Origin of the sequence: Sphingopyxis sp. MC1, from assembly GCF_000371385.1 — a bacterium.
In the GTDB taxonomy this organism is placed as follows: Bacteria; Pseudomonadota; Alphaproteobacteria; order Sphingomonadales; family Sphingomonadaceae; genus Sphingopyxis; species Sphingopyxis terrae.
The window spans coordinates 526,980-546,612 of record NZ_AOUN01000003.1 but is presented as its reverse complement, the minus strand read 5'-3'; the positions used below and the strand labels follow the sequence as shown (position 1 = coordinate 546,612).

Below are 19,633 nucleotides of genomic sequence, written 5' to 3'. Positions count from 1 at the left end.
GGGGGAAGTCCCATGACCGACATCTACCCATCGCGTCACGCGGCCGCGCCAGAAATGCGGCCGCGGCTCGACCCGGTCGTCCGCAGCGCGTGGACGCCCGACGCACCGATCAGCCGCGAGCAGGCGGAGGCCTTCGATCGCGACGGCTATCTGCTGCTCGAGAACCTCTTCGACGACGAGGAAGTGACCTATTTGCAGCGCGCCGCGGGCAAGCTGCTCGCCGATCCCGACGCGCTCGACGAGGAAACGATCGTCACCGAGCCGCAGAGCCGCGAAATCCGGTCGATCTTCGACATTCACAACCAGAGCGTGATCATGGCGCGGCTTGCTGCAGACGAGCGGCTGGCGGGGATCGCACGCTTCCTGCTCGGCGACGAGGTTTACATCCACCAGTCGCGCCTCAACTACAAACCCGGCTTCAAGGGCAAGGAATTTTACTGGCACAGCGATTTCGAAACCTGGCATGTCGAGGACGGCATGCCGCGGATGCGCGCGCTTTCAATGTCGGTTCTGCTCGCCGAGAACACGCCGCACAATGGCCCGCTGATGGTCATTCCGGGGTCGCATCGCACCTATCTGACCTGCGTCGGCGAAACACCCGACGACCATTATCGCCAGTCGCTGAAGCGCCAGGAATATGGCGTTCCCGACGAGGACAGTCTCGCCGAACTGGCGCATGATCACGGTATCGTTGCGCCGACCGGCGCGCCGGGAACCGTGATCCTGTTCGACTGCAACCTGATGCACGGGTCGAACGGCAACATCACCCCCTTCCCTCGCGCGAATGCCTTCCTCGTCTATAATGCGGTGAGCAACCGGCTCGAAAAGCCGTTCGGGGTCGACAAGCCGCGCCCCTGGTTCCTCGCGCATCGCGGCGTCCCCGAACCGCTCGCCATCGAGGCGGGCCCGCTGATCGAAAGGATCGCGGCATGACACAGGACGTCAAAAAGGGTGGACACAGCGTCGAAAAGATCGGCGGCACGTCGATGGCGGCGACCGCGACATTGTTCGACAATGTGCTGATCGCTGGCCGCTCGGGCGCCGATCTCTACAATCGCATTTTCGTGGTGTCGGCCTATGCCGGGATCACCAATCTGCTGCTCGAAGACAAGAAAACCGGCGAACCCGGCGTGTTCGGGCGCTTCGTCGCCGACGACGAGGACAGCGATGGCTGGCGCCGCGCGATGGAGGCGGTGCGCGGTGCGATGCACGCGCGCAACGAAGCGATGTTCGCGCGCCGCGAGAGCCGCGACGAGGCCGATGCCTTCGTCGACATGCGACTCGATGCGGTCGCGGCCTGCCTCGACGATCTGGCGCGGCTGCGCAGCCACGGCCGCTTCTGCGTCAAGGAACAGCTCGTCACCGCCCGCGAATTGCTCGCCGGGCTGGGCGAAGCGCACAGCGCCCACAGCACCGCGCTGCTGCTGCGCGATCGCGACGTCAACGCGCGCTTCATCGATCTGACCCCCTGGGATCAGGAGGATCTGCGTACGCTCGACGAGCGGATCACCGAGGCCTTTGCCAACATCGATCTGGCGACGACGCTGCCGATCGTCACCGGCTATGCCGGCTGCCAGGGCGGCATGGTGAAACGCTTTGCGCGCGGCTATACCGAGATGACCTTCTCGCGCATCGCGGTGCTGACCGGCGCGCGCGAGGCGATCATCCACAAGGAATTTCACCTGTCGAGCGCCGATCCCAAGCTGGTCGGCGAGGATAAAGCGCGCAAGATCGGTCGCACCAATTACGATGTCGCCGATCAGCTCGCCAATCTGGGCATGGAGGCGATCCATCCGGGCGCTGGACGCGGCCTCAGGCAGACCGACATTCCGCTACGCGTTCGCAACACCTTCGATCGCGAAGATGGCGGCACGCTCGTCACCGGCACCTATGTCTCCGACGTGCCGCGGGTCGAGATCGTCACCGGCATCCGCCAGATGCAGGCGCTGCAATTCTTCGAACAGGATATGGTCGGGGTGAAGGGTTATGATGCCGCAATCCTCGACGTGCTGACGCGTCACGGCCTCTGGATTGTCAGCAAGGCGTCGAATGCCAACACCATCACCCACTATCTGTCGGCCAGCGCCGGCGCGGTGAAGAAGGTGATCGCCGATCTGCAAAAACAATATCCCGACGCCGCGATATCGGCGCATCCGGTCGCAATGGTGTCGGTGATCGGCAGCGACATCGCGCGGCCGGGGCTGGTGCCCGATGCGCTGCGCGCGCTCGACGACGCCGGTGTCGCAATGATCGCGATGCAGCATCAGATCCGTAACGTCGATGTCCAGTTCATCGTCGAAAGCCGCGATTTCGATGCCGCCGTCCGCGCGCTGCACCGCACGCTGATCGAAGAGGATTCCGGCGGGGCAGAAGGGCGCCGCGCCGCCTGACGCGCGGCACCCGCACCCTTCCGATGCTCGCCACCCTCGCTCCCGTTCGCAGCCTGCTGCTCGCCATCTTCGTGATGATGGCGGGCAGCGGCTTCTTGTCGACGCTGATCGGCCTGCGGCTCGAACGGGCGGGTAGCGACACGATCCTGATCGGGCTGGTCGCCACCGCCTATTTCGGCGGATTGACGCTCGGCGCCTTGCGCGCCGGCGCGATCGTCCGCCGCGTCGGGCATATCCGCGCCTTTGCCGCCTTCGTCGCGCTGCTTTCAGCGAGCACGCTCACCTATGCGCTGGTCCAGCACCCGCTGCTGTGGGCCTTGCTGCGGCTGGTCGACGGCGTGTGCGTCGCAGGCATGTTCATCTGCGTCGAAAGCTGGCTCAACGACCGCGCCGAACCCGAGACGCGCGGCGGTATCCTCGCCGCCTATATGGTCGCCCTCTATTCGGGACAGGCCATCGGACAGCTTTTCCTGAGCACCGGCGCGGCAACGCCGGCCGTACCCTTCCAGATCGCCTCGATCCTCATTTCGCTCGCCATCCTGCCGGTCTGCCTCACGCGCAGCACCGCACCGACCTTGGGAGAAGCCGACAATCTTCCCCTCGCGCGGCTGTTTGCCGCCTCGCCGCTCGGGCTGGCGGGGGCGGCGATCACCGGGCTGATCCTTGGCGCCTTCTACGGCATGGCTGCGATCTATGCGCGCGGGATCGGCTTGGGGCTCGGCGCGATCGCCACCTTCATGATGACGGTGATTCTCGGCGGCGTGGCGCTGCAATGGCCGCTGGGACGCCTCTCCGACCGCTATGATCGCCGCCGCGTCATCATCACCTGCTTCGCGCTTGCACTGACGGTGAGCGTGGCGCTCGCCGCCGCGCCCGGGGGCGGCTTGCTGCTGCTGTTCGGCGCGGCCTTCGGCGGGCTCAGCTTCGCGCTTTATCCGCTGTGCGTCGCGCACGCCAACGACCGCCTGCTCCCGGCCGAGCGGGTAAGCGCCAGCGGCCAGCTTGTGCTTCTCTATTCGGCGGGAGCCGCGCTGGGCCCGCTTGGCGGCGCCGCGGCGATGAACTGGATGGGTCCGGGCGGCCTGTTCCTGTTCATCGCGGCCTGCGCCGCGGCGATGCTGGGTTTCAGCCTGTGGCGGCTTGCCGCCACCGCGCCGGTGCCTGGTCCGGCGCAGCAGGATTTCCAGATGTTGCCCCGCACGACCCCGGTCGCGGCGCTGCTCGACCCCTCCGGCCCCGAAGCCGCCACCGTAAAGGATTAACCGACCCATGGACCGTTCGTCCCCGCTCCCCGCCGCCGGACAGCCCGCGCCGCTCCCCACCCAATCGACGCTGCGCCGCGCGATCGGGGCGTCGGCGCTCGGCAATGCGGTCGAATGGTTCGACTATGGCATCTACGCCTATGGCGTCACCTATATCTCGGCCGCGCTTTTCCCCGGCGAGGCGAGCGAGGCGGTGCTGTTCGCGCTCGCGACCTTCGCCATTTCCTTCCTTGTCCGCCCCCTCGGCGGGCTGTTCTGGGGGCCGCTCGGCGACCGCATCGGCCGCAAGTCGGTGCTCGCGATGACGATCCTGATGATGGCGGGTGCGACCTTCGCCGTCGGCCTGATCCCATCCTATGACAGTATCGGCTTCTGGGCGCCCGCGATCCTCGTCCTGCTGCGGATGGTCCAGGGTTTTTCGACCGGCGGCGAATATGGCGGCGCGGCGACCTTCATGGCCGAATATGCCCCCGACGCCCGGCGCGGCTTCTATGGCAGTTTCCTTGAATTCGGAACGCTCGCGGGCTTTTCCTTCGGCGCCGCGCTGATGCTTGGCTATTCGCTGCACCTTGGCGATGCGGCGATGCACGAATGGGGGTGGCGCATCCCCTTCCTTGTCGCCGGTCCGATCGGGCTGATCGGCATGTATGTCCGCTCGAAGATGGAGGATACGCCCGTCTTCCTGGAGGCGCAGCAAGCGGCCGAGGACCGGCCCTCGCCCGGACTCGCCGCGCTGGGCCGGGATCACTGGCGGCCACTGCTCGTCGTCGGCGGGCTCGTCGTCGCGCTCAACGTCGTCAACTATACGCTGCTCAGCTATATGCCGACCTATCTGGAACGGCGGATCGGCCTCGCGCCCGATCAGGCGCTGCTCGTCCCGATCATCGGGATGCTGTTCATGATGGTCTTCCTGCCCTTTGCCGGGGCGCTGTCGGACCGGGTCGGACGGCGGCCGATGTGGCGCTTTTCGCTCATCGCGCTGCTCGTCGCGGTCGTGCCGCTCTATATGCTGATCGGCACGGGCTTCGCGGGAGCGGTCGCGGGCTTCCTGCTGCTCGGCCTGCTCTACGTGCCGCAGCTCGCGACGATCTCTGCGACCTTCCCCGCGCTCTTTCCGACCGCGGTGCGTTTTGCCGGCTTTGCGATCGCCTATAATATCTCGACGTCGATCTTCGGCGGCACCGCACCGATGGTCGGCAGCGCGCTGATCTCCGCGACCGGCGACCCGCTGATGCCTGCCTATTACATGATGGCGGCGTGTCTCGTCGGGCTCGTCGCGCTTCATTACATGCCCGAAACCGCCGGCCGTTCGCTGCGCGACGACCCGTTCCGGCGCTAGAAACCGGCACAGTTCCGGCCCGGCTTATCGATCAGGCGCGCGAAACCCTCGCTTTGGCTCGCACGGGCATTGACCTGGCGGGCGCAGTTTTCCAAGCGGCGACCTATGGATTGAGCGAGCGAAGGCCGGGGGGCGGGGCGCTTGTATCGGATTCTGGAAGGATCGAGGTTTCGCCCCGCTTATGAAGATTTTCCAACGCTTCGCATCGCACGCACAGGATGTCGCGATCGATCTCGGCACGGTCAACACCGTCATCTATGTCCGCGGCCGCGGTATCGTGCTCAACGAACCATCGGTGATCGCGATCGAAACGCGCGACGGCGTGCGCCGCGTCAAGGCGGTCGGCGCCGATGCCAAGCTGATGATGGGCAAGACGCCCGCCAATCTCGAGGCGCTGCGACCGCTGCGCGACGGGGTGATCGCCGACATCGACCTGGCCGAACAGATGATCAAGCATTTCATCGACAAGGCGCTCGACGGCACAAGCCGCCTGCGGCGCCGCGGCCATGTCGTGGTCTGCGTGCCGTCGGGGTCGACGCATGTCGAAAGGCGCGCGATCCGCGACGCGGCCTCCAACGCCGGCGCGAGCAGCGTTCAGTTGATCGAGGAACCGCTCGCCGCGGCGATCGGCGCCGGCCTGCCCGTCACAGAACCACAGGGAACGATGGTCGTCGACATTGGTGGCGGCACTACCGAAGTAGCCGTGCTGTCGCTCGGCGGCGTCGCGCACAGCAGTTCGGTACGCGTCGGCGGCGACAAGATGGACGACATGATCGCGTCGTATATCCGCCGCAAGCATAATATGATGATCGGCGAGATGACGGCCGAGCGCATCAAGCTCGCGATTGGCTCCGCGGTGCCGCCGCAGGACGAAGGCGTCGTCATGGCCGTCAAAGGGCGCGATCTCGTTAGCGGCCGCCCGTCCGAAATCAGCGTGTCCGAAGCCGAAATCGCCGAGGCACTGGCCGAACCGGTGGGCCAGATCGTCAGCGCGGTAAAGGCGGCACTCGAACGGACCCCGCCCGAATTGTCGGCGGACATCATCGATGCGGGGATCATGCTCACCGGCGGCGGCGCGCTGCTGCGCCGGATGGATCAGGCCATCTCCGCGGCAACCGGCTTGCCGGTGCTGGTCGCCGACGATGCGCTGATCTGCGTCGCCATGGGGGCCGGGCTGACGTTCGACGATCGGTCCTACAGCGGCATATTGATGGCCGCCTGATTTCCCTCGCCGCGCCGTCCTGCGGTGCGGGCGCTTTACCGCGCGCTGCTCGCGCACGCAAAAAGGGCGGCTCAGCGCCGCCCTTCGCAATCCCGGCCGTGCCGGGACAAGCCGTTGCCGGCCCGCGCCATCGGGACGCGGGTAACGGGCTTACTTGATCTTGGCTTCCTTGAACTCGACGTGCTTGCGCGCACGCGGGTCATATTTGCGCACCGACATCTTTTCGGTCATCGTGCGCGGGTTCTTCTTGGTGACGTAGAAAAAGCCCGTGTCGGCGGTGCTCACCAGCTTGATCTTGACGGTCGTCGGCTTGGCCATGGCCCTGATCCTCGAACTATTGGCACATCCGCCGGATCGTCCGGCACATGTGGCGGGACTGGGGGCCCCGACGGTTGCTATGAAAAACAAAGAGGGCCGCGCGCGGGCGCCGCCCTCATTTATCCGGGCGCCATTGGCCGGATTCGCGGTCAATGTCAAGCAATCTGTGGTCGAAAAGGGGGCGGGCCGATGGGGTGTGCCCGCCCCCCGGGAGGGGTCTTGCGATGGGGTCAGCCGTTGCGGATCTGGAAATGCACGACCATCACCTTCCAGCTTTCCTCGGCCACCCCGCCGCGCGTCGCGGGCTTGAAGCGCCATTTGGCGAGCGCGCGGCGTTTCGTTTCGGTGAAAAAGCCCGGGCTGTCGGTGCTGATCAGTTCGACCGCCTTGACCCGGCCGTCGGTACCGATCAGCACGCGCACCTTCGCGCTGCCTTCGATCTCGCGCCGCTGTTCGCTTGCCGGATAATCGGGCTGAAAGCTGCCGGCAAAGCGCTGGTCGAGTTCGGCCAGGACGAGCGGCGGCGGCTTGGGCGGATCGGCGGGCCGGACCGTCGTCGGGCCGGGATCATAGGGAAGCGGGTCGGGCACCACTGGCTTCACCTCGACCCCGCGGTCGGCCGGGGGGAGTGTATCGACCAGCGGCCGCACCGCCTCGGTCGGCGTGTTGCTTCTGGGGCTGGGCTTGACCTCGGGCTTCGCCTCGGGCGGCTTGGGCTTTTCGATTTCAATCAGCGTGCCGGTCAGCGGCGCGAGCACAGGCGCCTTTTCGATGATGATCGGCGACAATGCGACCGCAACGACGAGCGCCACCGGCAGGCCGACCGCGAAGGCGAACGCAACGGGCCGATGGCCCGCGCCGGGATCGTAGCTATTGCGGCGCGGCGGCGCGGCGCCGGCAACTGCGGTGGTCGCCTCGGGCGCCGATATGATCGCCGAGATCAGGGGAATCAGGGTCATGGCCTCTCTCCTTGCCTGTGACCGGCTCCGCCCGTTTCTGACCGAGCTGTCTGCCGGATCAGTTTGTGTGATATTATATCGTCACAAATATTGTCAAGCGGCAAGATAGGAATGCGCCGACGCCGCGCGTTCAGGAAATGGAGAGACGCGCTATCGCCTGATCCTTGGTGATCAGCGGCAGCAGTTCGGCCATATCGGGCCCATGGTCGCGGCCGGTGAGCGCGCGGCGCAGCGGCAGGAACAGCGCACGCCCCTTCGCGCCGGTCGCGGCCTTCACCGCGGCAGTCAGCGCGTGCCAGGGGTCGGCATCCCAATCGAGCGCGGGTGCCGCGGCCGCAGCGGCGGCAAGTACCGGGCGATCGGCGGCGTCGGGCACGGGCGGCACGAACGGCCCGTCGAACACCGGAACCCATTCCGCAGCCTCGGCCACGGTCATCAGATTGGGACGAATCGCGTTCCAGCGCGCGGCGCCGATCGCGAGCGGCAGGCGCGGCGCAACCGCATGATAATCAGTGTGGTGCAGAATCTTCTGGTTGAGCAGCGCCAGCTCGGCCTCGTCGAAGCGCGCCGGCGCGCGGCCGAAGCGCGCGAAGTCGATCGCTTCGATCAGCGGTCCCGCGCTCGTCACCGGCTCGACCGGATCGCTCGTCCCGAGGCGAGCAAGCAGCGCGACGAGCGCGATCGGTTCGATACCATTCTCGCGCAGCGCTGCCATGCCGAGCGAGCCGAGGCGCTTCGACAACTTGCCTTCGGTGCCGACGAGCAGCGCCTCGTGCGCGAATGCGGGCGGCGTCGCGCCGAGCGCCTGAAACATCTGGATCTGCGCCGCGGTGTTCGACACATGATCCTCGCCGCGCACGACATGCGTGATACCCATGGCAATATCGTCGATCACGCTGGGCAGCAGATAGAGCCAGCTGCCGTCGGCGCGGCGCACGACCGGGTCGGACATGGTCTTGGGGTCGAAATGCTGCGGTCCGCGAATCAGGTCCGTCCATTCGATCGGCGCGCCGTCGTCGAGGCGGAAGCGCCAGTGCGGCGCCACGCCTTCGGGCACCGGCGCGTCGGCGGGCTTACGCTCATAGACCGGCGGCAGCCCGCGCGAGAGCAGAATCTTGCGCCGGATTTCCAGCTCCTCGGGCGTCTCGTAACAGGCGTAGACGCGGCCCGCCGCCTTCAGCTTTTCAAACTCGGCCTCATAGAGCGCGAAGCGCGCCGACTGGCGCGCCTCGCCGTCGATATCGAGACCCAGCCATGCGAGATCGGTGCGGATGCCCTCGACATATTCCTCCTTCGAGCGTTCGAGATCGGTATCGTCGATGCGGAGCAGGAAGCGCCCGCCATGCTTGCGCGCCCAGATCCAGTTGTGGAGCGCGGTGCGGACATTGCCGACGTGCAGGCTGCCGGTCGGCGAGGGAGCGAAGCGGGTGATGACGGTCATGGCGCGCCTATAGCCGGTTTCGCGCGCGATGCGAGTCAGGCGGTGCGAAAGCCGTGCGTGATCGGATAGCGGCGGTCGCGGCCGAAATTGCGCGTCGACAGCTTGACCCCCGGCGGCGCCTGGCGCCGCTTATATTCGGCGATCGCCAGCAGCCGTTCGATGCGCGCCACCACGTCGCGGTCGAAGCCGTAGCGCGCGACCACATCGTCGACGCTCGCTTCTTCTTCGACCAGCATATGGAGCATGCGGTCAAGATCCTCATAGGGCGGCAGGCTGTCCTCGTCCTTCTGGTCGGGGCGGAGTTCGGCGCTGGGCGGCTTGGTGATGATGCGGTCGGGCATCACCGGCGTCACCGGATTGCGCGACAGGCGCGGGACATTCGCGTTGCGCCAGCGCGATACCGCGAACACCGTGGTCTTGTAGGCATCCTTCAGCGGGTTATAGCCGCCCGCCATATCGCCATAGATAGTCGCATAGCCGACGCTCATCTCGCTCTTGTTTCCCGTCGTCATCAGCATCGGGCCGAACTTGTTGCTGAGCGCCATCAGCGTGACGCCGCGGATGCGCGACTGGACATTCTCCTCAGTCGTATCGACCGCCGCGTCGGCGAAGCTGTCCGACAGCATCGTATCGAAGGCCTCGACCGCCGGGACGATCGAAATCGTGTCGAGCCGGCACCCGATCATGCCCGCGCAGCCCGCCGCATCGTCGAGGCTGTCCTGACTGGTAAAGCGGCTCGGCAGCATCACGCACCACACCTTGTCGGGGCCGAGCGCGTCGGCGGCAATCGCGGCGCAGATCGCCGAATCTATGCCGCCGGACAGGCCCAGCACGACGCCGGGAAAGCGATTGCGCTCGACATAATCGCGCAACGACAGCACCATCGCGTCATATATGTCGGCGGGATGCGCGTCCCATTCGGCGATCGCGCCGGGCGCGCAGATCCAGCCGTCGGTCTCTTTCGTCCAGCGGGTGACGCGCTCTTCAGCTTCCCAGTCGGTCAGGCGATGCGCCGCGCGCCCGTCGCCGTTCAGCACGAAGGAGCAGCCGTCGAACACCAGCTCGTCCTGCCCGCCGATGCGATTGAGGAAAATGAGCGGCAGTTTCGTTTCGGCGACACGCGCTGCGAACACTTGTGTCAGCCGGCGGTCGTCCTTGTCGATTTCATATGGACTGCCGTTGACCGATATCAGCAGCTCCGCGCCCTGCGCCGCCAGATGCGCGCAGACCGTGGGAAACCAGCCATCCTCGCAGATCGGCAGTCCCAGCCGCACCCCGCGCCATTCGACGACATCGGGCAGCGGGCCGGGTGCGAAGACGCGCTTTTCGTCGAAGGTGCCATAATTGGGCAGTTCGTGCTTGCGCCGCGTCGCGACGATCCGCCCGCCGTCGAGCAGCGCGACGATATTGTAGAGGCGGCCGTCGCCGTCGCGCTCGACCGAACCGACCAGCATCGCCGGACCGCCATCGGCAGTGTCCGCCGCCAGCTCGGTCAGCAGGCGCGCGGCGCGGTCGGCGAGCGCGGGCTTTAGCACCAGATCCTCGGGCGGATAGCCGATCAATTGCAGTTCGGGATAGAGGATCAGGTCGGCGCCGCTGTGCCGCGCGCGGACGGCGCGCATCGCATCGACATTGGCGGCAAGGTCGCCGACGCTCTGCGTCATCTGCGACAGGACGATGGACAGCGTGGCGGCGGGGGTGTCGGTCATGCTTCCGCCAATAGGCCACCGCGCCCCAAATTCAACCGAAAGCCAGCATCCACAGCGTCCGGCCGGGCGCCATCGCAAAGAAGCCGGCCGCGATCAGACCGATATAGATGCCGCGCATCAGCTTGAGGTGGCGGTCGATGTCGCCCATCCGGGCGAACCGGATCGCCCGCGGCAGCTGGACGAGCACGATCACCGAAAGGATGTGAATGGGGCTGATCGTCCCGGTGACGGTCCGGATCCAGAAGCTGTCGATTGCCGTCACGACCATCATCGCGGCCCAGGCGCGCCCGCCGATCTTGTGCGCCAGGTCGCCCTTGCGGCGGCGCCAGAGCAGCCAGGCGCCAAGCGGCACGGCGGGGACGACAGTCGCAAGATGAAGCCAGATCGCCCACATCGGCGTACGATAGGTCGACGGCCCCATGAACGAACGCGCCAGCAGCGCCGCAACGATGCCGCCGAGAACGAGGAGCGCGGTCAACCCGAAGCGGCGCGACAATTTGGCGGGACGACGCGCCGTGACGGCGGGGGCTAGGATGCTGGTCATGGCGGCTTTTCCTTTCGAAGACCGATCTGTTCCGGCGCGTCACCGGCGGTTGCCCCCTTCCTGGTCCTACGCCGTTCACGGACAAGCCCGCCTTCGCCAAGGCGGCCGAATAGTTCGCAAATCCGCCGCTTTGCCCGTTGACGCTTCGTGAAATGGCACGCACAAACGGGGCGATATGGCGAAACGGCTGACGATCGAACTGCTCGCGATGATCGCGCTCGGCCTGTTGATCGGGCTACTCGGGCCGTTCGGCACCTTCAACAATCCGCCGGCCATCCGGATGCTCAACTGGGTGATGTGGTTGCTCGCGGGCTATATCTTCTATCGGCCCACCGGGGTTGTTGCGGGCTGGCTATGCGACGCGACCGGTCTTCCGCCGTTTGGTGGGCAGCTGGTCGCGCTGATCGTGGCCAGCGTGCCGGTAACGCTCGTCGTCACGATGATGGCGATGCAGATGAGCTTCGGCGAGGCGCTGCGCTGGCCGGGCTTCTGGACGATGTATCTCTATATCAGCATCGTGTCGGCAGTGGTCGTGGGCGTGATGGGGCTGAGCTTCCGCGCGCAAGCCGACGATGGCCCGCCGCCCGGACCCGAAACGCCGATGACAGCCCCGGCCGCAGCGCCGCCTGCAGCGCCACCGCCGACCCCCGCAGCACCGGAAGATGGCGCAGCCCTGCCGCTACCGCCCGGTTTCGGCGCCATCCTCGCGCTGAAGGGCGAGGATCATTATGTCCGGGTGATCGGTACGCGATCGGAAGAGCTCATCCTTGTGCGGATGCGCGATGCGATCGCGCGGCTGGGCGATGCCGACGGCCTGCGCACCCATCGCAGCTGGTGGGTCGCACGCGCCGCCGTCGCTGCCGTCCGCCGCGACGGCCGCACCGCGATCGTCACGCTGACAAGCGGCCATGAAGCGCCCGTTGCGCGCGACATGATGCCCGCGCTACGCGCCGCGGGGTGGATTTAGACGGGATTGCCCCTTTCCCTTCGCGCCCCCGCTGGCTAAGGGGCGCGCATCCATCCCCAATCGGCGACAAGGGGCCCCGCGCATGAAACTGATTTCCGGCAACAGCAATCTTCCCCTCGCCCGCGCCATCGCGGACTATCTGGAACTGCCGCTGACCGATACCAGCGTGCGCCGCTTCGCCGACGAGGAGGTTTTCGTCGAAATCCACGAAAATGTCCGCGGTCAGGACGTTTTCGTGGTTCAGCCGACCAACTTCCCGGCGAACGACAATCTGATGGAACTGCTGATCATCACCGACGCGCTGCGCCGTGCCTCGGCAAAGCGCATCACCGCAGTGATCCCTTATTTCGGCTATGCCCGCCAGGATCGCAAACCCGGCCCGCGCACGCCCATCTCGGCCAAGCTGGTCGCCAATCTCGTCACCACCGCAGGCGCCGACCGCGTGCTGGCGATCGACCTGCACGCCGGACAGATCCAGGGCTTCTTCGACATCCCGACGGACAATCTCTATGCCGCGCCGGTGATGAGCGCCGACATCCAGGCGCGCTTCGGCGACAAGAATCTGATGGTTGTCTCGCCCGACGTCGGCGGCGTCGTGCGCGCCCGCGCGCTGGCCAAGCGGCTCGACAACGCGCCGCTGGCGATCGTCGACAAGCGCCGCGAACGCGCCGGCGAATCCGAAGTGATGAACATCATCGGCGACGTCGAAGGGCGCTTCTGCGTTCTGATCGACGATATCGTCGATTCGGCGGGTACGCTGTGCAACGCCGCCGCCGCGCTAAAAGCCGCGGGGGCCGAGGGCGTCGTCGCCTATTGCACCCATGGCGTGCTGTCGGGCGGCGCCGTCGCCCGTGTCGATGCGAGCGAACTGACCGAGCTCGTGATCACCGATTCGATCCAACCGACCGATGCCGTGAACGACAGCAGCAAGGTGCGCGCGCTGACCGTAGCGCCGCTGCTCGGCGAAGCGATCAAACGCATCGCCGACGAAAGCTCGGTCAGCAGCCTCTTCGACTGATCCTATGTCGCTCGAAACCGACATCGCGCTCGCGCATCGTCTCGCCGATGCGGCGGGCGCCGCAATCCGTCCGCTTTTCCGTTCGGACTGGTCGCACGAAGCCAAGGCCGACGCGTCGCCCGTCACCGAAGCCGATCGCGCGGCGGAAGCGGCAATGCGCAAATTGCTGGACGCCGAAGCCCCGCGCGACGGGATCATCGGCGAGGAATATGGGGCCGAACGGGCCGACGCCGCGCGCCAGTGGGTCCTCGATCCGATCGACGGGACGGTCAGCTTCATGGCCGGCCGGCCGATCTTCGGCACGCTGATCGCTCTCCTGCAGGACGGCTGGCCCGTGCTCGGTATCATCGACCAGCCGATTTCGGGCGAACGCTGGACCGGCGCGATGGGCGAGCCCACGCTGTTCAACGGCCACCCGGCAACGACGCGAACCTGCCGCAACCTTGCCGACGCGGTGCTCGCAACGACGGGGCCGCAATATTTCAGCGATCATGACGGTGAACATTTCATGGCGCTGGCAGCGCAGACCGCGCACAAGCGGATGGTGTTCGGCGGCGACTGCTACAATTATGGCCTTCTCGCCAGCGGACATATCGATCTGGTGGTCGAGGCGGGGCTGAAACTGCACGATTATGCGGCGCTCGTCCCCATCGTCGAAGGCGCCGGCGGAACAATGTGCGATTGGAACGGCGACCCGCTCCACGCCGACAGCAGCGGGCATGTGATCGCCTTGGGGGATCCCGCGCGTCTGGAGGACGTGATCGAGGGGCTGGCCTGCCACCATTGACGGGCGATTGCCTTAAAAGGCCTCGCACAAAGACACAAGGAGGGCAGCGCGCCCTGCCGCATCGCTTGCGCACCTTCGCGTGACATAAGGGAAATCGCGCGCCATGCTTGCATTTCCGCGCGAATCCGTCTAGGCGCGCGCCTTCGCACGATAGCAAGCTGACCTGCCTGGCTGAAAGGGCTGCCAGGGCCGGTCGATATCGTCGCTAACCAAGGAGACGAAAATGCCCAAGCTGAAGACCAAGAGCGGTGTGAAGAAGCGCTTCAAATTCACCGCCTCGGGCAAGGTGAAGCACGGCGTTGCCGGCAAGCGCCACCGCCTGATTTCGCACAATAGCAAATATATCCGCACCAATCGCGGCACCAGCGTGCTCAGCGATGCCGATGCGGGCCATGTGCGCCTCTGGGCGCCCTACGGCCTGAAGTAAGGAGCGCCTGACCCATGTCCCGTATCAAACGCGGCACCACCACGCGCGCCAAGCACAACCGCGTTCTGGCGCAGGCGAAGGGCTATTACGGCCGTCGCAAGAACACCATCCGCGTCGCCAAGCAGGCGGTCGAGAAGGCCGGCCAGTACGCCTATCGCGACCGCAAGGTGAAGAAGCGGAACTTCCGCGCCCTGTGGATCCAGCGTATCAACGCTGCGGTTCGCGCCGAAGGCCTGACCTATTCGCAGTTCATGCACGGCGTTAAGCTCGCCGGCATCGAACTCGACCGCAAGGTCATGGCCGATCTCGCGATGAACGAAGGCGGTGTCTTTACCGCCATCATCGCGCAGGCGAAGGCGGCGCTGCCCAAGGCCGCCTGAGGCCGCCGGCACCGACGAAACAAAAGGGCGGTCCCGCAAGGGGCCGCCCTTTTTCGTGCGCGCTAACGGCCGGGTGGACAGGATTTCCAAAGAGAGACGGCGCGGAGCTTGCAAGCGCCGCGCCGTCTCGACGATGACCCGAATGGATGCACCGCCCCCCTCCCTCCGTACCGAATAGCCGTGGGTCGCAGATAAGCTGACGGCCGGCGGAAGTATCCCTGTGCCGCGACATATGACGCCGCATCGCCGGGAAAAATTGTAAAAATCCGACAGACGCGTCACCTAGCCTGTTGTTTTTTTGCGCATCGCTTTGCAGGGTGGCGCCATGCCAGGGACCAGGGCGAGCCAGAATCTGCCGCAGGATGTGCGCGTCGTGACGCGCTTTTTTCCCGTGTCGGAAGCCCTGCGCCCCTATTGCAGCATTATCTACCGCACCGATGTCGATGCCCCTGCGGGCGTGCGCATCGACGATTATCTGCACCCCGAATGGGCCAATCTGCGCTTTATTTCCGGAACGACGCCGCTCGCGTCGGTCGGCAGCGATGCGCCGAGCGCCACCGCGCCCTTCATCGCGACCGGTCCGACAAGCCGCGCGACCTTCTTTTCGTGCGGCGCGATGCGGGCCTGGGGGATCGGCATCCTGCCGACCGGTTGGGCGAAATTCTTCGACATTGCAGCCGATTCGATGGCCGATCGCTTTTGCGACGGGGCGACGCACCCAGCCTTCGCGGCACTCGCTCCCCTGCTCGACGAGCTTGCCGCGATCGCGGATATTGAGGTTGGTGCTGCGCTGATCGATGCGCGCTTTACAGCGATGCTCGCAAACGCACCGCCCGACGATCCGGCGATTGCCGCCGCCCATGCGGCGCTTATGGACGATGATCTCGGCAGCGTCGGCGATCTGGCGGGCAAGCTGGGTATGTCCGAACGCTCAGTCGAGCGGCTCAGTCACCGCGCCTTCGGCTTTTCGCCCAAGCTGCTGCTGCGCCGTCAGCGCTTCCTGCGCAGCCTTGCCCGATTCATGCTCGACCCCTCGATGGCGTGGATCGATACGCTCGATTATCACTATTACGATCAGGCGCAGTTCACCCGCGACTTCAAGGCTTTCATGGGCATCGGCCCGCGCGACTATGCGGCGCGGCCCAAGCCCATCCTCGGCGCCGCCGCAATAGCGCGCGCCGCCGCCGCCGGTGCGGCGGTTCAGGGCCTCCACAAGCCCGCAGGCTGAACCGCCCGCCCGCCGCGCGCTTCGGGGTTGACCCGCGCGCGTCCTTCGGTGCAAGCGGCGACGGGGCAATGGCAGGCTTTGCGCCGCCGCAGGCCGGACAGAAACAGGCTAAAGACGGTCGCACGCGAACCGGTGCGCGGCCGCCGCAGGACGAAAAGACGATGAGCGATTATCAGGCCATGCAGGCCAAGCTGGTGGCCGAGATCGACGCCGCCGCCGACCTCGACGCGGTCGAGGCGCTGCGCGTCGCGGCGCTTGGCAAGGCGGGCAGCGTGTCGGCCCTGCTCAAGACGCTGGGCGGCATGACCCCCGACGAACGCCAGACGCAGGGGCCGCAGATCCACGCGCTGCGCGAAGCCGTCACCAACGCGCTCGCCGCGCGCAAGGCCGCGCTCGAAGGCGCGGCGCTCGAGGCGAAGCTCGCCGCCGAGCGTCTCGACATGACGCTGCCTGCCGACGCCGCCCCCAAAGGCAGCGTCCATCCGGTGAGCCAGGTCATGGACGAAATCGCCGAAATATTCGCCGACATGGGCTTTGCGGTCGCGACCGGGCCCGAGATCGAGGACGACTGGCGCAATTTCACCGCGCTCAACATTCCCGAAACGCATCCCGCGCGCGCGATGCACGACACCTTCTATTTCCCCGACGAGGATGCCGAAGGCCGCGCGATGCTGCTGCGCACCCACACCTCGCCGGTGCAGGTCCGCACGATGATGAGCCAGGAGCCGCCGATCCGCATCATCGCGCCCGGCCGCGTCTATCGCAGCGACAGCGACGCCACGCACACGCCGATGTTCCATCAGGTCGAGGGGCTGGTGATCGATCGCGATATCCATATGGGCCATCTCAAATGGACGCTCGAAACCTTCCTGAAGGCCTTTTTCGAACGCGACGACATCGTCCTGCGGCTGCGGCCCTCCTATTTCCCCTTCACCGAACCGTCGGCCGAGGTCGATGTCGGTTACCGCCAGGAAAAGGGGCGCCGGATCGTCGGCGGACATGGCGATGACGACGGCCATGCGTGGATGGAATTGCTCGGCAGCGGCATGGTCAACCGCCGTGTCCTTGCCAATTGCGGCCTCGATCCCGACGCGTGGCAGGGTTTCGCCTTCGGCATCGGTATCGACCGGCTCGCGATGCTCAAATATGGCATGGACGATCTGCGCGCCTTCTTCGACGGCGACCTGCGCTGGCTGTCGCACTATGGGTTCGGCGCACTGAATGTACCGACGCTCAGCGGGGGGATTTCGGCATGAAGATCACCCTCGAATGGCTGAAGGCGCATCTCGACACCGATGCGACCGTCGACGATGTCGTCGCGGCGCTCAACCGCATCGGGCTGGAAGTCGAAGGCGTCGAAAATCCCGCCGAGAAGCTCGCGGGCTTTCGCGTCGCCAAGGTGCTGACCGCCGAACGGCATCCGCAGGCCGACAAGCTGCAGGTGCTGACGGTCGATGCCGGCGACGGCGCCCCGCTCCAGGTCGTGTGCGGCGCGCCCAACGCCCGCGCGGGACTGGTCGGTGTGCTCGGGCTGCCCGGTGCGGTGGTGCCCGCCAACGGCATGGAGCTGAAAATCTCGGCGATCCGCGGCGTCACCTCGAACGGCATGATGTGCTCGACGCGCGAACTCGAACTCGGCGACGATCATGACGGCATCATCGAATTGCCCGCCGACGCACCGATCGGCACCGCCTTCGCCGATTATTCGGGCGCGGGCGATCCGGTGATCGATATTTCGATTACCCCCAACCGGCAGGATTGCATGGGCGTGCGCGGCATCGCGCGCGACCTCGCCGCCGCGGGGCTCGGCACGCTGAAGCCGCTCGACGTTCCGGTCATCGCGGGCGAAGGCGCCCCGGAAACCGCGATCCGCACCGACGACACCGAAGGTTGCCCGGCCTTTTTCGGTCGCACGATCAGCGGCGTCGTCAACGGCACCGCTCCCGAATGGATGCGGCGGCGGCTCGAAGCGGTGGGGCAGCGTTCGATTTCGGCGCTGGTCGACATCACCAACTATGTGATGCTCGACCTCGGCCGGCCGAGCCATGTCTACGATCGCGCCACGCTGAACGGCGCGCTCGTCGCCCGGCGCGCGCGCGACGGCGAGACGGTGACCGCGCTCAACGGCAAGGACTATGTGCTGACCGACAGCATGACCGTGATCGGCGACGACAGCGGCGTTCACGATATCGCCGGCATCATGGGCGGCGAGCATAGCGGGTGCAGCGAAACGACGACCGACGTATTGCTCGAGGTCGCCTATTTCACGCCCGAACGGATCGCGCTGACCGGACAGGCGCTCGGCCTGACCAGCGATGCGCGCAGCCGCTTCGAACGCGGCGTCGATCCGGCATTCCTGGACGATGCAACCGCGATCATCACCGGATATATCCTCGACATCTGTGGCGGCACCGCTTCGACCGTGACGCGCGCGGGCGAGCCACCGATCGCGGCGAAGACGATTGCCTATGATCCCGCCCTGTCGGCGACGCTCGGCGGGATCGCGATCGACCCGGCGCGGCAGCGCGCGATCCTCGAGGCACTGGGCTTCGGCGTCACCGAAGGCACGCCTTGGCAGATTGCGGTGCCGAGCTGGCGCCGCGACATGGACGCCGCGCCCGACGTGGTCGAGGAAGTGACGCGGATCGCGGGTTTCGACGCCATCGCATCGGTCGCCCTGCCCCGCGCCGACGGCGTCGCCCGGCCGACGGCAACCCCCGAACAGCTGATCGAACGGCGGCTGCGCCGGGGCGCAGCGGCGGCGGGATTCCACGAGGCGGTGACCTGGTCCTTCGTCTCCGAACGCGAAGCGGCGCCCTTCGGCGGCGGCGCCTGGACGCTCGCCAATCCGATCAGCGAGGATCTGAAGGTCATGCGGCCGTCGTTGCTGCCCGGCCTGCTCGCCGCCACGGCGCGCAATCAGAACCGCGGCGCCGACAGCATCCGTCTGTTCGAGATCGGGCGGCGCTATCTGGCCGACGCCGAGCATCCGACGCTCGCGCTGCTGATGGCCGGCGACAAGCATCCGCGCGGCTGGCAGGCGGGCAAGGCCGCGCCGTTCGACGCTTTCGACGCCAAGGCGGCAGCGCTCGCCCTGCTCGATGCTGCGGGTGCCCCTGCCGACCGTCTGCAGGTGATGGAGCCGGTCGCCGATGGGGCGATCTGGCATCCCGGGCAGTCGGCAACGCTACGACTGGGGCCGAAGGCGGTGCTCGCCGAATTCGGTGCGCTGCACCCCGCGCTCGCGAAGCATTTCGATGTCGACGGGCCGGTGATGGCGGTGCAGATTTTCCTCGACGCGATTCCGGCGAAGCGTGCAAGCGGCCCGACGCGTGCGGCCTTCACGCCACCTGCGCTGCAATCGGTGCGCCGCGATTTCGCCTTCCTCGCGCCCGAAACACTGGCGGCGGGCGATCTCGTCCGCGCGGTCAAGGGCGCCGACAAGGCGAGCATCATCGATGCGCGGCTGTTCGACCGTTTCGCCGGCCAGGGCGTCCCCGACGGACAGGTCAGCCTGGCGGTCGAGGTCGAGCTGCAGCCGCAGGACAAGAGCTTCACCGACGCCGAGCTGAAGGCGATCGCCGACAAGGTGGTCGCCGCCGCCGCGAAACTGGGCGCGGTGCTGCGCGGATAGGCCGGCGA

Annotated in this window: 18 protein-coding genes; 13 read left to right on the top strand and 5 right to left on the bottom strand. The window is 66.6% G+C overall.

The features are described from left to right. Nucleotides 1-12 precede the first annotated feature (12 nt). From thpD to EBMC1_RS06480, 5 genes are all read left to right on the top strand, one after another. The gene (thpD, locus tag EBMC1_RS06500; RefSeq protein WP_003042345.1) at nucleotides 13-933 is read left to right on the top strand and encodes an ectoine hydroxylase; all 921 of its coding nucleotides are present in this window, start codon (nucleotides 13-15) and stop codon (nucleotides 931-933) included. After that, a complete protein-coding gene (locus EBMC1_RS06495; protein ID WP_003042342.1) occupies nucleotides 930-2,390 on the top strand; it encodes an aspartate kinase in 1,461 nt (486 codons plus the stop codon). The genes thpD and EBMC1_RS06495 overlap by 4 nt, the downstream gene beginning before the upstream one ends. 23 nt (nucleotides 2,391-2,413) lie before the next feature. Continuing rightward, nucleotides 2,414-3,652 (top strand): MFS transporter, encoded by a 1,239-nt coding sequence (locus EBMC1_RS06490; RefSeq protein ID WP_003042338.1) that lies wholly within the window; start codon nucleotides 2,414-2,416, stop codon nucleotides 3,650-3,652. 7 nt (nucleotides 3,653-3,659) lie between these two features. After that, entirely contained in the window at nucleotides 3,660-4,991 is a 1,332-nt protein-coding gene (locus tag EBMC1_RS06485; protein ID WP_003042336.1) for an MFS transporter, read from the top strand. 181 nt (nucleotides 4,992-5,172) lie between these two features. After that, a complete protein-coding gene (locus EBMC1_RS06480) occupies nucleotides 5,173-6,213 on the top strand; it encodes a rod shape-determining protein (RefSeq protein ID WP_003042333.1) in 1,041 nt (346 codons plus the stop codon). Between the two features lie 150 nt (nucleotides 6,214-6,363). On the opposite strand, the gene rpmG is transcribed toward EBMC1_RS06480, so the two are convergent. The 5 genes from rpmG to EBMC1_RS06455 all read right to left on the bottom strand — a co-directional run bounded on the left by rpmG (nucleotide 6,364) and on the right by EBMC1_RS06455 (nucleotide 11,184). Continuing rightward, the gene (gene rpmG, locus EBMC1_RS06475; protein ID WP_003042331.1) at nucleotides 6,364-6,531 is read right to left on the bottom strand and encodes a 50S ribosomal protein L33; all 168 of its coding nucleotides are present in this window, start codon (nucleotides 6,529-6,531) and stop codon (nucleotides 6,364-6,366) included. 230 nt (nucleotides 6,532-6,761) lie between these two features. Then, nucleotides 6,762-7,490 carry an energy transducer TonB gene (locus EBMC1_RS06470; RefSeq protein ID WP_003042328.1) on the bottom strand — a complete coding sequence of 243 codons (729 nt, stop codon included), beginning with the start codon at nucleotides 7,488-7,490 and terminating at the stop codon, nucleotides 6,762-6,764. A 130-nt stretch (nucleotides 7,491-7,620) separates the two neighbouring features. Continuing rightward, nucleotides 7,621-8,931 (bottom strand): glutamate--tRNA ligase, encoded by a 1,311-nt coding sequence (gene gltX, locus EBMC1_RS06465; protein WP_003042325.1) that lies wholly within the window; start codon nucleotides 8,929-8,931, stop codon nucleotides 7,621-7,623. Between the two features lie 35 nt (nucleotides 8,932-8,966). After that, nucleotides 8,967-10,640 carry an NAD+ synthase gene (locus EBMC1_RS06460; protein WP_003042322.1) on the bottom strand — a complete coding sequence of 558 codons (1,674 nt, stop codon included), beginning with the start codon at nucleotides 10,638-10,640 and terminating at the stop codon, nucleotides 8,967-8,969. 31 nt (nucleotides 10,641-10,671) lie between these two features. After that, nucleotides 10,672-11,184, bottom strand: coding sequence for a DUF2306 domain-containing protein (locus EBMC1_RS06455; protein ID WP_003042319.1), 513 nt, complete (start codon nucleotides 11,182-11,184; stop codon nucleotides 10,672-10,674). Between the two features lie 175 nt (nucleotides 11,185-11,359). On the opposite strand from EBMC1_RS06455, the gene EBMC1_RS06450 reads away from it, so the two are divergent. The 8 genes from EBMC1_RS06450 (at nucleotide 11,360) to pheT (ending at nucleotide 19,625) form a co-directional block, all read left to right on the top strand. Further along, the gene (locus EBMC1_RS06450; RefSeq protein WP_003042316.1) at nucleotides 11,360-12,151 is read left to right on the top strand and encodes a LytTR family DNA-binding domain-containing protein; all 792 of its coding nucleotides are present in this window, start codon (nucleotides 11,360-11,362) and stop codon (nucleotides 12,149-12,151) included. A gap of 82 nt (nucleotides 12,152-12,233) precedes the next feature. Next, nucleotides 12,234-13,169, top strand: coding sequence for a ribose-phosphate pyrophosphokinase (locus EBMC1_RS06445; protein WP_003042312.1), 936 nt, complete (start codon nucleotides 12,234-12,236; stop codon nucleotides 13,167-13,169). 4 nt (nucleotides 13,170-13,173) lie between these two features. Then, nucleotides 13,174-13,956: a histidinol-phosphatase gene (gene hisN, locus EBMC1_RS06440; RefSeq protein ID WP_003042309.1), complete on the top strand. Its 783-nt coding sequence runs from the start codon at nucleotides 13,174-13,176 to the stop codon at nucleotides 13,954-13,956. 223 nt (nucleotides 13,957-14,179) lie between these two features. After that, nucleotides 14,180-14,383: a 50S ribosomal protein L35 gene (rpmI, locus tag EBMC1_RS06435; protein WP_003042306.1), complete on the top strand. Its 204-nt coding sequence runs from the start codon at nucleotides 14,180-14,182 to the stop codon at nucleotides 14,381-14,383. A gap of 14 nt (nucleotides 14,384-14,397) precedes the next feature. Beyond that, entirely contained in the window at nucleotides 14,398-14,763 is a 366-nt protein-coding gene (gene rplT, locus EBMC1_RS06430; RefSeq protein ID WP_003042303.1) for a 50S ribosomal protein L20, read from the top strand. A gap of 325 nt (nucleotides 14,764-15,088) precedes the next feature. Further along, on the top strand, nucleotides 15,089-15,991 hold the full coding sequence (locus tag EBMC1_RS06425) for a helix-turn-helix domain-containing protein (protein ID WP_081611147.1): 903 nt from the start codon (nucleotides 15,089-15,091) through the stop codon (nucleotides 15,989-15,991). A 161-nt stretch (nucleotides 15,992-16,152) separates the two neighbouring features. Next, entirely contained in the window at nucleotides 16,153-17,247 is a 1,095-nt protein-coding gene (gene pheS / locus EBMC1_RS06420; protein WP_003042297.1) for a phenylalanine--tRNA ligase subunit alpha, read from the top strand. Next, entirely contained in the window at nucleotides 17,244-19,625 is a 2,382-nt protein-coding gene (pheT, locus tag EBMC1_RS06415) for a phenylalanine--tRNA ligase subunit beta (RefSeq protein ID WP_003042295.1), read from the top strand. The genes pheS and pheT overlap by 4 nt, the downstream gene beginning before the upstream one ends. Nucleotides 19,626-19,633: the final 8 nt, after the last annotated feature.

Excerpts from the sequence above, each read along its gene's own strand:
- thpD (WP_003042345.1), top strand. The coding sequence starts at position 13 with ATGACCGACATCTACCCATCGCGTCACGCGGCCGCGCCAGAAATGCGG.
- EBMC1_RS06495 (WP_003042342.1), top strand. The coding sequence starts at position 930 with ATGACACAGGACGTCAAAAAGGGTGGACACAGCGTCGAAAAGATCGGC.
- EBMC1_RS06490 (WP_003042338.1), top strand. The coding sequence starts at position 2,414 with ATGCTCGCCACCCTCGCTCCCGTTCGCAGCCTGCTGCTCGCCATCTTC.
- EBMC1_RS06485 (WP_003042336.1), top strand. The coding sequence starts at position 3,660 with ATGGACCGTTCGTCCCCGCTCCCCGCCGCCGGACAGCCCGCGCCGCTC.
- EBMC1_RS06480 (WP_003042333.1), top strand. The coding sequence starts at position 5,173 with ATGAAGATTTTCCAACGCTTCGCATCGCACGCACAGGATGTCGCGATC.
- rpmG (WP_003042331.1), bottom strand. The coding sequence starts at position 6,531 with ATGGCCAAGCCGACGACCGTCAAGATCAAGCTGGTGAGCACCGCCGAC.
- EBMC1_RS06470 (WP_003042328.1), bottom strand. The coding sequence starts at position 7,490 with ATGACCCTGATTCCCCTGATCTCGGCGATCATATCGGCGCCCGAGGCG.
- gltX (WP_003042325.1), bottom strand. The coding sequence starts at position 8,931 with ATGACCGTCATCACCCGCTTCGCTCCCTCGCCGACCGGCAGCCTGCAC.
- EBMC1_RS06460 (WP_003042322.1), bottom strand. The coding sequence starts at position 10,640 with ATGACCGACACCCCCGCCGCCACGCTGTCCATCGTCCTGTCGCAGATG.
- EBMC1_RS06455 (WP_003042319.1), bottom strand. The coding sequence starts at position 11,184 with ATGACCAGCATCCTAGCCCCCGCCGTCACGGCGCGTCGTCCCGCCAAA.
- EBMC1_RS06450 (WP_003042316.1), top strand. The coding sequence starts at position 11,360 with ATGGCGAAACGGCTGACGATCGAACTGCTCGCGATGATCGCGCTCGGC.
- EBMC1_RS06445 (WP_003042312.1), top strand. The coding sequence starts at position 12,234 with ATGAAACTGATTTCCGGCAACAGCAATCTTCCCCTCGCCCGCGCCATC.
- hisN (WP_003042309.1), top strand. The coding sequence starts at position 13,174 with ATGTCGCTCGAAACCGACATCGCGCTCGCGCATCGTCTCGCCGATGCG.
- rpmI (WP_003042306.1), top strand. The coding sequence starts at position 14,180 with ATGCCCAAGCTGAAGACCAAGAGCGGTGTGAAGAAGCGCTTCAAATTC.
- rplT (WP_003042303.1), top strand. The coding sequence starts at position 14,398 with ATGTCCCGTATCAAACGCGGCACCACCACGCGCGCCAAGCACAACCGC.
- EBMC1_RS06425 (WP_081611147.1), top strand. The coding sequence starts at position 15,089 with ATGCCAGGGACCAGGGCGAGCCAGAATCTGCCGCAGGATGTGCGCGTC.
- pheS (WP_003042297.1), top strand. The coding sequence starts at position 16,153 with ATGAGCGATTATCAGGCCATGCAGGCCAAGCTGGTGGCCGAGATCGAC.
- pheT (WP_003042295.1), top strand. The coding sequence starts at position 17,244 with ATGAAGATCACCCTCGAATGGCTGAAGGCGCATCTCGACACCGATGCG.